Source organism: Gammaproteobacteria bacterium (genome assembly GCA_029881255.1).
Lineage (GTDB): Bacteria > Pseudomonadota > Gammaproteobacteria > S012-40 > S012-40 > JAOUMY01.
Genome location: JAOUMY010000010.1, coordinates 165,151 through 177,846 on the forward strand (window position 1 = coordinate 165,151; position 12,696 = coordinate 177,846).

Genomic DNA, 12,696 nt, shown 5'->3' on the forward strand with positions numbered 1-12,696 from the left:
AATGAATGAGCAAGAGTTTTCAGGCATTCTTGGCAAATAACGGTTGGGTTGGCATCTTCCTCACCTTTTTGTTGTCGGCCGGCGCTTGTGCTGAGCAGGGTGGAGACTTTATACCGAGTACGGCATCTTCTCCGGTTATACCTACGACCACATCGATGGTCATTGAGGATCGAGAGAGCAAATCAGGTCTGCATAACGCGTTAGAGTCCAGAAAACAGGCAAGCGAAGTTTGTCGAAAAATTGCCAGCAAGCTCAGCAGCGTCAAATTAGCAGATTGCCAAAAGAAAGAAATACGCACGAGTGGTGGAATGTCTGTTGATGGCGTACCCATTATTCTGCAAGAGTACCCGCCGATAGAAGGCAAGGAATCCAAGGGACGTGTATTGATACTTGGTGGAATTCATGGCGATGAGCTTTCTTCCATCAGCATCGTTTTTAACTGGATGCGTACGCTTGATAAATATCATTCAGGGATGTTCCATTGGCATGTTGTCCCGCTGGTAAACCCAGATGGACTGTTTCAAAAAACACCACAACGTATGAATAAAAACGGTGTGGATTTGAACCGAAATTTCCCCACTGATAACTGGCACAAAGAAAGTAATGACTACTGGCATCGTACGAACAAAAATCCGCGTCGGTATCCAGGGCCGAGCCCGCTTAGTGAACCTGAATCCAAATGGCTAGCCAAGGAAATTTCGGAGTTTAAACCCGATGCTATCGTGTCTATTCACGCGCCCTACGGCATTCTCGATTTTGATGGCCCGCGTAGTGCGCCCAAGCGACTGGGGCATTTGCATCTGAATCTTTTGGGAACCTATCCGGGGTCTCTTGGAAACTATGCTGGGGTGCACCAGGAAATTCCTGTGGTAACTATAGAATTGCCTTTCGCCGGGATCATGCCTACAGAGCGCCAGATGAATCAAATTTGGACAGATTTGATTAAATGGTTATCAACGAATGTAAATGATAAACCTGCCGTCATGCAGGTTATGAATGAGAAAGCTCAAACAGATCCTTCGTAAAAGATCCGCCAGTTGTTATCGGTTTCCTGTTTTAAATAGATTCTTTTGCGCTGTTTGCCACGATAATTGTTGCTCACATAAGTTTGCACAAAGGTGATGACTGTTACTTTCTCATTGCCGGGATACTCAAGTATGCTGATGTCATCGAGATTGATCTTGATATAGTCTTTAAATTGGTTGACAGAAAGTTTTTCTTGTTTCCATTGCGCAAAGTCTACACCCTCCGCGCTAAAATCATTTGAATAGTGGGACATATAACGATTGTGATCGAGGCTTTCCCAGTCTTTTTTCCAACGCATGAGAATATCAGTAAACAATTCGCGTCGTTGTTGAAGTGAGTCGGTGTCAACCCATTCAACGCCGTCGGCAATAACAAACGGCGTGGTTTGGTCGACACTGATGTACGGCTTTATACGATCAAAATCATTGTTGGTGACGGTGACACATCCATCGCTGTCGAGTGGCGGACGGGAATAAGTGCTGAGAGGATTGCCGTGTAGCCATATCCCTGAACCCGTGCGTCCCCTGAATCTGTCCCAGCTATTGGGATAATTAATCGGAAATGCGCCGTGGCCATAAAAGTCGGGCAAAGATTCCGGTTCCAAAAAGCGAGAAACAAAGTAAACACCTAACGGCGTTCGCTTGTCGCCTTCCATCAGTTTGTCGACGCCATTTTTTCCGATTGAGGCGTAGAAATCATCTACCAGCACCGGTGCGCCATTCTTGTTGCGGTATAGCATCAGGCGAGACTGTGATGTGTCTACCAAAATAATGTTTTTTTGTTCGCTATTGAGTTGTAGCAAATAGCGTGGCAAGTGGTTTTGCTGAGGGTGTTGCGTATGATGTTTCCAGCGTGCGACCGCCTCTTCGCGTAAGGCGTCGATCTTTTCACCTTCCGTATGATAGGGCTGACCGAAGGTATTTAAGGCCTGAGTTTTTGCCTTTAAAAAATCAGCATAAACCAACTGCGCAAGTTTGAAGCGAGGGTTTTCTGATACAAGTTTTTCCAAGCGCTCAATGGCGGTATCAATATTGAGCTTTTTTATGTCTTCTATAGCAGATATTAATCGCTTTTCATGGGTGTCTGAGTGAACGACTTCTGCCTGAGAATAACCACTGGCAAGACCTGTCGCCAATGCGCATATGAGAAGTACAAGCCTAGTTTGAAACGTTTTCACTAATAATCTTCCAACTGTTACCTGTGTTCTGTAGAACCACCTGCTTAACTATTTTATCGTCCAAAGTGTTCGATCGATAATGCTGCAAAAAATGTACGCTCGCAAGACTGGAATCGGTCGAAAGTACGATGTCGAAGTTGCTGACTTTTACTTCGATAAAGGAGGGTGCTTTTAGGCGGTCGCGGCGGTAATACTGCCAGTCGCTACGTGAGACGCCGGGTGGTGTTGCAAAGGATTCACTGTAAAAACTCAAATATTGCACCGCATCCTGGCGGGACCAGGCAGTTGCCCAACCGCTGATGGTTGCTTCAATGTCACGTCTGGCTTCACCCTGCGTCAATGCGGTCGCTTTATTAGATGATTGCGTCGGTTCTTGGGGCACCGCTTCTTGATTCGACGATGTTGTGAAATCGGCATAGTACGTAAGTTTTAGTGGCGGCGGAGATTCTGGGGTAGTGTTGGATTCGTCATTAATCGCTTTTTCGTATGCCTTCTTAGCTTTAAAAGCATAAATAGATGAAAGATTGTCGTATAGCGCAGCATAAGCCGGATGGTTTTTAATGCCAAGTTCCAACATCGCCACGGCATTTTTGTCGTCGCCTGCTGAATAGTAGATAAAGGCCATATTGTTGTAAAACTGCGGATGATGTTCCAGTTGCTGGCGGTATTTATTCAACATGTTTCGTGCTTCAGAAAAACTGTTGTTCTGAATATAGGCGCTCGAAAGTAAAAGTATGGCGTCTGGGTCGTTAGGTGTATTGCGAAGATACGTCGTTGCAACTTGGATAGCGTCTCGTGTCTGATTCTTTTGTAAGAGTGACTGGATTTCCTGCAATTCCGCGATGGACCCGGCTAAGGCATTGGTAGTGGTGCAACAAGCGGCGATGAGCAGCGATACCAACAAACCCTTATACATGTACAATTCGGCCCTGAATGTCGAGATTCGCCCCATTATACATAAAGCAGAGCGACAGTGAGTGTTGAACTACAAGCTCAAACCGCCCAGGCGTTTGGTAACCTGATGTTTGTGCCAGGTCACACCAAATAGGAATCCCAGTGACAGGATAAAAATTAGGCCGCCTATAATGAAGTACAACGGCGCCATATTTGACTGCGAGATATCAAAAAGCGATTGACCGCCAAATTCGGAGATTCCTTGTCCAACTTGTTGTTGCAGACGTTCAACTTCTAATTGAAGTTGCTGTTTGTCATTTTCGAGCTGAACAATATCCGAATCTTTCTCTCCACCAACTGCTGGGGAGCCACTTCTAATTCGAGTGATCTCGTTCTCAAGGCGTTTAGTATGAGCGAGTGCTTCTTCAAGCAGAAGCTGTGCCGGTTTGCTTTTAGATAAGTAGGCGCTCTTTACCCAGCCTTCTGTGCCACCAGGACTGCGAACTTTCGTGTGACGTCCTTTGTTTTCGATAATTTCCAATGGCGTACCTGACGACACGACCGCGATCGATGGGCCGCCGTTAATAGGTTCGGGACGTATCCCAACTCTTAGTGTGTCGGCTACGTAGAGTGTCTGGGCATGTACAGACTCCAGCAAAGCACCACATAGTAAAAACATGATTACTGTAAGGCGTGTTTTACCAAAGGTGTAAATCATTTATTTACCCTATATTTTCCGATGATTATCTTGGGTTCTGCGTTTCCGTGTGAGACTCAATTGAAATCAGTGTATGATCACTGATGCAAAACAACGGTAAAGAATTACGCAAACATATTTTAGAGTCGGCACAAGCCAGTAGAAATTTAGCGAATTGATCACAGTTTTCCAAATTCAATCCCTGTTCGGCGTTTTTATGTCGTGCATCAAAGACGGTTGCAAAAACTTATCCAGTTCCCTGAAAATACCGAGCAAACTGACTAAAGTTGCTTGTACAAAAGTTTTCAATATAGGTCAACTTTTTGTTGGAATTTGTCAGTGCAAAATGCTGGATGGGTAGTAAAGATAGGTGGCAATAGCGTCGATATCTACCTCTAGTGGAATATGTTTAATTTTTCAGCTACAAGCTAGTATCAGCGCCAAGCTGGGATCTACGTAATGACAGGAGCGAATGTCTAACCATGATGGGAAAAAAACGCCGTACCGCCAAAATTGACTCACTCATCGGACAAAACACCGAAATAAAGGGTGATGTTATTTTTTCTGGTGGTCTACATGTGGACGGAAAGGTATCGGGGAATGTTATCGCCGAAGAGCGCGGCTCATTGTTGACAGTCAGTGATCAGGGAGCGGTCGAAGGAGAAGTTCGAGTACCGAACGTCATTCTAAATGGATCCGTTGTGGGCGACGTCCACGCTAATGAAAGAATTGAACTGGCGCCACATGCGAGAGTGAACGGAAATGTTTACTATAATCTGATCGAAATGGCGATTGGTGCGGAAGTTAATGGAAAGTTGGTTCATCGCTCTGAGGCAAATAAGCCAAAGCTGACGCACATGCCTGAAAGTAAAGAAGAAAATGCCATGGGCGTGGTTCCTGAACCGGCCAAAAGTTGACTGTACAAATTGGTTATTGGATAATATCGACAACGCTTGCAATACGATAGCCTGGGGTAAAGAAAATGCTTGATACGACCACCGAAATGGAAAGCCCGTTGGATTTTACAGCGGCGGCAGCAGCCAAAGTTAAGAGCTTGATCGAAGAGGAAGGAAACGCTTCCCTGATGTTAAGAGTCTTTGTCACCGGTGGTGGATGCTCCGGTTTTCAATACGGGTTTACTTTCGATGAGAATTTGCAGGACGGTGACACCGAAGTCGTTAAAGACGGCGTCAAATTGCTTATCGATCCGATGAGTTTTCAATATCTGATGGGCGCGGAAATAGACTATACAGAAGGTCTGGAAGGCGCGCAGTTCGTCATCAGAAACCCCAATGCCACTACTACCTGTGGATGTGGCTCGTCCTTTTCCGTATAGGTTTCCATCTACAAATTCAACGCTTGAATTAGTATTGAAAGATTAAGGAGGTATCCATACCTCCTTAATTTTTTGTATTATTGTCCGTTCGAAACGTATCTGACAAAAAGATTTCTTTCTGGAATTCAATCCAGGGTTCAACTTACCCGATATAGTCTTATCGCTATCAGGGAGATAGTTATGAGTGAATATTTGCCAGGACTGGAAGGTGTTCCAGCCACAAAATCCAATATTTCTGACATTGACGGGGAAAAAGGGATTCTGTCGTACCGCGGCTTTCCTATAGGAGAGTTGGCGCATAACAGTACGTTTGAGGAAACCTGTCTTTTGCTGCTCGATGGTCGCCTACCGACAGCCCATGAATTGGCGGTTTTCGACGAGCAACTGCGAAGCAACCGTCGAGTTAAGTTTAATATCCGTTCTTTGATGAAGGCCCTGCCGCCTACAGGTCATCCTATGGAAATTCTGCAAACGGCTGTGGCGAGTCTTGGCGTGTTCTATCCTGGTAACGAATGTCTGACTAGTCCGGAGGCTTGTGAGGACCTGGATTACATCCACAATATGACAGTAAAAATCCTCGCTCGCATGCCAGTTATCGTGGCGATGTGGGAGCATATTCGTAATGGCTATGACCCAATCGAGCCCCGCGCAGATCTCAGTTTTGCGGAGAATTTCCTATTTATGCTTCACGGTCGTGAGCCTGATCCGGTGGCGGCAGATATCATGGACAAGTGCCTTATTTTGCACGCCGAACATACAATTAATGCTTCGACCTTTGCGGCTCTGGTGGCCGGTTCCACTCTGGCTAGTCCCACTGGCGTGATTGCGGCTGCGGTTGGCACTTTGTCTGGGCCACTCCATGGTGGAGCCAACGAAAAAGTTGTGCATATGCTGGATGAAATTGAGTCCCCCAAGGATGCGCGAGCCTGGCTTGATAAAAAGCTGGCAAACAAAGGCAAAATTTGGGGTATGGGCCACAGGGAATATAAAACCAAGGATCCACGCGCAACTATACTGCAGCAGTACGTGGAAAAGTTTGTGTCAGATCGGGGCGGACAATTAAGCAAGAAGTTCGAAATCGCGTTGGCGCTTGAAGAAGCGGCTACCGAGCGTCTTGGACCAAAAGGTGTTTTTCCCAATGTGGACTATTATTCCGGCATTCTTTATGACGAAATGGGAATACCAACGGATCAATTTACCTCAATCTTTGCAATATCTCGGGCGGCAGGTTGGCTAGCCCACTGGCGTGAACAGCTTTCAGACAACCGGATCTTTCGTCCAACGCAGATTTACGTTGGCGAGAAAAACCGAGTCTATGTGCCACTAGCTGACCGGGCCTGATAAATAGATCCAAGTAGGACGCTTTGTTCTGCGCCAGTGACAGGAGGCAGGTTGCCACTTAGCTGGTTCATGCGGCGGTAGGCCAACCAGGCAAAGGCCGTAGCTTCTACCCAAGCGGAATTTAACCCGAGTTCGTCGGTAGTGCTAACACGAGCTTCCTCTAGATGATGTTTGAGTCTTTCTACCAAGAAAGAATTTTGTGCCCCGCCGCCGCAAAGAAAACAGGACTTGGATCCGGATGCGTAACGTTTGATTGCATCGCTGCTGCTGATGGCGGTGAGTTCACATAGCGTTGCCATGACATCACGCGCTGACATGGTTTTGTGTATTCGGGCTCCGAGCCAGCCCATGTTGAAATGCTCACGACCAGTACTTTTGGGTGGAGGGGTTTCAAAAAAGGCATCATCAAGTAATGTCTCGAGCAAGTCCTGCTGTATTTGGCCGCTCCGGGCGATATTGCCGTTTTTATCATATGGCTGCTGATAATAGGCCTGCATCCAGGCATCCATCAGGACATTCCCCGGTCCTGTATCAAATCCGATAGTACTCTGCCCATCACGGGGTATGTGCGTAATATTGGCAATTCCCCCGATATTCATGATGACACGGTCTTCCTCAGCGCTATGAAAAATGGCCTGATGAAATGCGGGAACCAGTGGTGCGCCCTGACCACCAGCCGCCATATCAAGGCGTCTGAAGTCGGCAATGGTTGTGATCCCTGTGTGATAGGCAATCTGGTTCGGGTCACCTATTTGCAGTGTGAAGCCAAACGGTGGGGATGGTCGGTGACGTATGGTTTGTCCGTGGCTCCCTATGGCCAGAATTTCGTCATATGACGTGTCGGCTTGTAGCAGTAGCTGATTTACGCTCTCGGCGGCCCATGCGCCCAGTTCGGCGTCTAGTCTCCCCATCTGGTCGATTTCATCCTCACCAGGGGTACAGAGTTTTAAAATTCGTCGTCTTAATTCATCGGGGTATGGTCGCGAGAGGGATTCAATAACCTGGGGTATAGTGTTGGAGAAGTCCACCAGTACTGCATCTAAACCGTCAAGACTGGTACCTGACATCAAGCCGATGCATAGTTTTGTCATGCTCTCCCTGCCTGTTGTACAAACTATTGGTTAAAGTTCATAGCAATGCGATCGCCCTTGAGGTAGGAAAACTGGGCCAACAGAATATTCGCTTTTTGTGAAAAATCTTCCTGGTATTGCTTTTCCAGAGGGGCGGCATCCGGGAGTTTTACCGTCAAAGGGTTGCGGTGAACGCCAGCGACACGGAATTCGTAGTGCAGGTGCGGTCCTGTTGCGCGTCCTGTACTACCAACATAGCCGATAACCTGACCTTGTTTGACATATCTGCCATTACCCACTTTGCGATTGAAGCTGTTCATGTGGGCATACAATGTACGGATGCCGCCACCGTGCTGGATGATGACAGTTTTTCCGTAACCTCCCTTTTGACCACGAAAAATGACTTTTCCGTCACCGGAAGCCTTGATTGGAGTGCCACGAGAGGCTGCGTAATCCACCCCCTTGTGTTGGCGCCAAGTCTTTAGTGTTGGGTGTTTGCGGCTGCCATAGCGCGAGCTGATACGGGTGAAATCAACAGGCATGCGTAGAAAAGTCTTGCGCATACTCTTGCCATCCGGTGAGAAAAAGGCAGAACGGCCCTTATCATCAGTGTAGCGAATGGCTTTGTATGTTTTACCCTGATTGGTGAACTCTGCGGCGAGGATATTCCCATTTTGTATTTTTACACCATCAAGAAAATGTTCTTCATACATAAGCATGAATTCGTCGCCTTCACGAATATCGAGTGCGAAGTCGATATCCCACCCAAATATATAAGCCATATCCATGATAATGGTTTCAGGTAGGCCGGCATCCTGTCCCGCTTCAAAAAGCGAAGATTTGATCACTCCCTTTGCAAAGGCAACGTGCGTATCGAAGTCGCGAGAGTCAATTTCGCTATATAGGGCGTCTTCCTGATCCCGCTTTATATTAAGCGAATTTCGCTCATCTATTTTGTACACTAGCTCCTCTAGGTGTGCGTTGTCGTCTATCTTCAGCTCGATAAGCTGCCCGGGGAGTATGTGCTTCAATCGCTTGGCGTCCTTTCCAAGAGACATGATTTCGTGGACTTGTTGATGTCCAAGACCTGCGCGCTGGAAGATCAGAGATAGTGTATCTCCACGACGAACCTCTATTGTTTTCCAGCTTGATTCACCTGCGATATTGCTGTCGGCTTCGACGCCAAGCACAGTAGTTTCCGATGGGGGAACTAAAAGAGGCATGGTGTAGCGTTCTGTAATCTCATTGGCATGCCAGCGCATAGCGGCTACATCAAGTGAAAACATAGCACCGAAAGTAAGGATGCAGACAAAAATGAATAGATTTTGTTTTAGCTTGCTCGTGACTTCTTGGCGATGCTGGCGCATGTTCTGAAAATTCCCCACCGTGTTTATTACTTTGCATTCGACGTTGAAATAGTATCATCAATACAACTGTTTAACGAACTATCGACGTTATACCCAAATCAGTTTAGCGAACAGTTCACAGTTTCGAGCAAAAGTGTCGCAAAAACGAGAATTCTATCGATATCCGACGGTGACTGAGAAAATCTCCCAGTCTTCGTCTTCGGATACGGAGCTTTCAAATTGCTTGCCAACAAGATCAGGCAGGCCTGGAAGATAGGCCGTAACTTCGTTGCGGCGATTGGCTTTTGAATGGTAGAGCGCGATATCTGCATTATGTATAAAGGGCTCCACTTTGTCACAGTCGGGGGCTAGTTGAGCTACCCCCATGCTGGCGGTGATGCGTAATTTTTTGCATTTGTGGAAAATCGGCGTACTGGCAATTTTCACACGCAGCCTTTCGGCCAGAACCAAAGCCCCTTCAAGCGAGGTCTCTGGCAGGATAATGATGAATTCCTCTCCTCCATATCGCCCGATAGTGTCTGAGCTTCTGAGTGATGATGAGGCAAGTTCTGCGACGGTTTTTAAAACCTGGTCTCCCATTAGGTGGCCAAAGTTGTCGTTAACTCGCTTAAAGTGATCTAGATCGAATAAGATTATCGAGAGCTTGTGTCCATACCTCACCGAGCGGCCAATGTCTTTCTCAAGGGTCTGAATCAGGAAGCGTCGATTATAGATGTTCGTTAACGCATCCCGGCTGCTCATTTCGGAGAGGTTCTTTACTGCATCTTTAAGTAGAGTCTCATAAATACTGCTGTCGGTAACGTCATATAGCGTAATGCAGACGAACTCTTCCCCTGAATCGGGATCTTGCAAGGGGATAAACGTGCAGTTTTGACGCATGCAGTCAACACCGCCGGAAACTGGACGGTTATGGTTGAATGGCAGTAGATATGGGCGTGTGTCCCAAGAAGTGAAAGCATAGTTACGCAAGATGAACACGTTGCGAATCTTGGGCTCCAACCATTCCCTAGGTAAATCTGGAAATGCCTCGAATAGATCGCGACCGACGACTTGTACTGGGGGGATGTCACTGTGGTTGGCCAGAAATTCGTTCCACAAAACAATCTGGAATTGGCTATTAACGACGATTACGCCCGCATTGAGCTTGTCGATAATGGTTTCCAGGAGTTTGTGTGAATTTAATGGCATCTATAAATTATCCAGAAAGCTATCCAAGTCTTTTCTGAGGATGTCGATACCGCTGTCTTCCATAACGATTAATAAATGCGCGCGGAAATCGAGATTTTCCAATGCGAAACTTACCTCGATAAACAATACGTTTTGCCAATTAAACTTGGAGGTGTCGAATATATTGTCCGCATAGGTGCGTTTTGATACCAATGAAGGTGGTCCAAACTTCAACTTGAAGTCTAGTGTATGGGCAATGCCGTTCATACAAGCACCAACAAGAATGTTGCTTATATCCAGTTTGAGCTCGGTTTCAAGATCTGCGTTTCTATCGCCTTGATACCCCATTAACGTAGCGAGTTGTTCGTTAGTATCCTGATAAAAAAGCGTCATGGCTTCGCCTCGCCAATGACCAAAAAATGCCTGCCGTGTACAGACATATTCTCGTTCGGAATCTATGAGGCGGGTAATTGTAGGTTTGATCTCGTCCTGGTCTGTTGTTGCAATTTTGGGTATAGATAGTTCCACAAACGTTTCTAGAACTTTCGCAAGTTGCTCGCCTGCGCGCCCCATGCCTATGTTGACGATCTCTGAAAGAGCGTCATGTTGATCTTGGCTAAGGAGGCTGTTGGTATTCATGTCAGTGGCCTACAAAACGCCATATTGCTTTAGTACAGGGAGTAAATTTTCACCCCCGATAGGTTTTTTTATAAAGCCTGCCGCTCCGAGTTTCATCACTCTTTCTTCGGCTTCCGGCTGGATGTCAGCCGTCACGACAAAAACGATACAATTTAACCCCTCTTGTTGTAAGGTCTCAAGAACTTGATATCCGTCCATCTCGGGCATCGTCAAATCGAGAAACATTAGTTCGACGTCCCCCTTTCTATAGGCTTCTAGTGCTTCTTTGCCGTTGCTTGCCTGGGATATTTCGACGTCCCACGATGGAGGTAGGGATCGAATAAGCATCTTCCGCGAAATTGCGGAATCATCTACAACAAGTACTTTTGTGGGCATTTGGTACTCCAAGTCTCATGGTGATCTCTATTACATAGGTACATTAGACGTAACTAGGCCTATCAAGATGTTTCGACCAATCAGGGTGGTATCTGTAGCCTAAGAATTGGTGTAGACGAGGAGAATTCATGGGGCTACTACAGTTGATGGCTTTCTCCCCTTAACCACTGCCGAATCAATTGAGCAGTTCTTCCCGGAACTTAGAAATTTTGTGTAATCCTTGTTCTCGTCCCTTTGTTAAGGCGAGGCTATCCTTTTGTTTTTATGAGGTAAAATAATTTTCATTAAAAGCGCTTGTGTTTTTTTTTGTCGCCTCTATAATGCGCACCTCTTCGACGCAAGAGCGTCGAGTTCCAGGACGGAACATCTGCTGAAAAGCGCTTCAAAAAAGCGCTTGTTTTTTGAAAAAGGCTGCGTATAATGCGCGCCTCTTCGCAAGGAACAGCGGAACAAAAGTTGTCAAAGCTGATTATTTAAATGCTTGACAGGCTTAAAAAACAGCGTAGAATGTGCGCTCCTTTGCTGGACACGAATGACAGCAAAAGCTCTTTAAAAATGTGAAGATCAAGTAATTTGTGTGGGCGCTTACGTAACAACGCCAGGTCGAACGAAAGAATATCGATATACTATTTATATAGTCTCTGTCGAACCTTTATTTAGATCTTAAGATCAAAAATCTTCAACTGAAGAGTTTGATCCTGGCTCAGATTGAACGCTGGCGGTATGCTTAATACATGCAAGTCGAACGGCAGCAGCAGAGCTTGCTCTGGCTGGCGAGTGGCGGACGGGTGAGTAACGCGTAGGAATCTGCCTGACAGTGGGGGATAACTTGGGGAAACCCAAGCTAATACCGCATACACTCTACGGAGGAAAGACTTCGGTCGCTGTTAGATGAGCCTGCGTTGGATTAGCTTGTTGGTGGGGTAAAGGCCTACCAAGGCGACGATCCATAGCTGGTCTGAGAGGATGATCAGCCACACTGGGACTGAGACACGGCCCAGACTCCTACGGGAGGCAGCAGTAGGGAATATTGGACAATGGGCGAAAGCCTGATCCAGCAATACCGCGTGTGTGAAGAAGGCCTGCGGGTTGTAAAGCACTTTCAGAGGGGAGGATAATGACGTTACCCTCAGAAGAAGCACCGGCTAACTCTGTGCCAGCAGCCGCGGTAATACAGAGGGTGCAAGCGTTAATCGGAATTACTGGGCGTAAAGCGCGCGTAGGCGGCTCGTTAAGTCGGATGTGAAAGCCCTGGGCTCAACCTGGGAATTGCATTCGATACTGGCAGGCTAGAGTATGGTAGAGGGAAGTGGAATTTCCGGTGTAGCGGTGAAATGCGTAGATATCGGAAGGAACACCAGTGGCGAAGGCGACTTCCTGGACCAATACTGACGCTGAGGTGCGAAAGCGTGGGGAGCAAACAGGATTAGATACCCTGGTAGTCCACGCCGTAAACGATGTCAACTAGATGTTGGGAGGGTCTGCCTCTTAGTGTCGCAGCTAACGCAATAAGTTGACCGCCTGGGGAGTACGGCCGCAAGGTTAAAACTCAAAGGAATTGACGGGGGCCCGCACAAGCGGTGGAGCATGTGGTTTAATTCGATGCA

General features: G+C 46.9%; 12 protein-coding genes and 1 rRNA gene. 5 read left to right on the top strand and 8 right to left on the bottom strand.

All coding sequences use genetic code 11. The features are described from left to right. Positions 1-5 precede the first annotated feature (5 nt). On the top strand, positions 6-1,025 hold the full coding sequence (locus OEZ43_16980; protein MDH5547282.1) for a M14 family murein peptide amidase A: 1,020 nt from the start codon (positions 6-8) through the stop codon (positions 1,023-1,025). On the opposite strand, the gene OEZ43_16985 is transcribed toward OEZ43_16980, so the two are convergent. The 3 genes from OEZ43_16985 to OEZ43_16995 form a co-directional block, all read right to left on the bottom strand. Continuing rightward, a complete protein-coding gene (locus OEZ43_16985; protein MDH5547283.1) occupies positions 1,007-2,203 on the bottom strand; it encodes a L,D-transpeptidase family protein in 1,197 nt (398 codons plus the stop codon). The genes OEZ43_16980 and OEZ43_16985 overlap by 19 nt on opposite strands. Beyond that, on the bottom strand, positions 2,184-3,119 hold the full coding sequence (locus OEZ43_16990) for a tetratricopeptide repeat protein (GenBank protein ID MDH5547284.1): 936 nt from the start codon (positions 3,117-3,119) through the stop codon (positions 2,184-2,186). The genes OEZ43_16985 and OEZ43_16990 overlap by 20 nt, the downstream gene beginning before the upstream one ends. Positions 3,120-3,188: 69 nt before the next feature. Further along, positions 3,189-3,815, bottom strand: coding sequence for a TIGR04211 family SH3 domain-containing protein (locus tag OEZ43_16995; protein ID MDH5547285.1), 627 nt, complete (start codon positions 3,813-3,815; stop codon positions 3,189-3,191). Between the two features lie 461 nt (positions 3,816-4,276). Here OEZ43_16995 and OEZ43_17000 point away from each other — a divergent pair, with 461 nt between their 5' ends. The 3 genes from OEZ43_17000 to OEZ43_17010 all read left to right on the top strand — a co-directional run bounded on the left by OEZ43_17000 (position 4,277) and on the right by OEZ43_17010 (position 6,471). Then, a complete protein-coding gene (locus tag OEZ43_17000; protein ID MDH5547286.1) occupies positions 4,277-4,711 on the top strand; it encodes a polymer-forming cytoskeletal protein in 435 nt (144 codons plus the stop codon). A gap of 65 nt (positions 4,712-4,776) precedes the next feature. Beyond that, positions 4,777-5,130: an iron-sulfur cluster insertion protein ErpA gene (erpA, locus tag OEZ43_17005; GenBank protein MDH5547287.1), complete on the top strand. Its 354-nt coding sequence runs from the start codon at positions 4,777-4,779 to the stop codon at positions 5,128-5,130. Positions 5,131-5,310: 180 nt separating this feature from the next. Beyond that, positions 5,311-6,471, top strand: coding sequence for a citrate synthase (locus OEZ43_17010; GenBank protein ID MDH5547288.1), 1,161 nt, complete (start codon positions 5,311-5,313; stop codon positions 6,469-6,471). Here the strand turns inward: OEZ43_17010 and OEZ43_17015 are convergent. The 5 genes from OEZ43_17015 to OEZ43_17035 all read right to left on the bottom strand — a co-directional run bounded on the left by OEZ43_17015 (position 6,444) and on the right by OEZ43_17035 (position 11,089). Beyond that, a complete protein-coding gene (locus OEZ43_17015) occupies positions 6,444-7,562 on the bottom strand; it encodes an anhydro-N-acetylmuramic acid kinase (GenBank protein MDH5547289.1) in 1,119 nt (372 codons plus the stop codon). The genes OEZ43_17010 and OEZ43_17015 overlap by 28 nt on opposite strands. A 23-nt stretch (positions 7,563-7,585) precedes the next feature. Further along, complete coding sequence (locus tag OEZ43_17020; protein ID MDH5547290.1) at positions 7,586-8,908, bottom strand: M23 family metallopeptidase; 1,323 nt, start codon at positions 8,906-8,908, stop codon at positions 7,586-7,588. A 153-nt stretch (positions 8,909-9,061) separates the two neighbouring features. Further along, entirely contained in the window at positions 9,062-10,096 is a 1,035-nt protein-coding gene (locus tag OEZ43_17025) for a GGDEF domain-containing protein (GenBank protein MDH5547291.1), read from the bottom strand. Beyond that, entirely contained in the window at positions 10,097-10,714 is a 618-nt protein-coding gene (locus OEZ43_17030) for a hypothetical protein (protein MDH5547292.1), read from the bottom strand. Between the two features lie 9 nt (positions 10,715-10,723). Next, on the bottom strand, positions 10,724-11,089 hold the full coding sequence (locus OEZ43_17035) for a response regulator (protein ID MDH5547293.1): 366 nt from the start codon (positions 11,087-11,089) through the stop codon (positions 10,724-10,726). Between the two features lie 680 nt (positions 11,090-11,769). Between OEZ43_17035 and OEZ43_17040 the strand changes: the two genes are divergently transcribed. Then, positions 11,770-12,696 (top strand): 16S ribosomal RNA (locus tag OEZ43_17040); the annotation flags it as partial.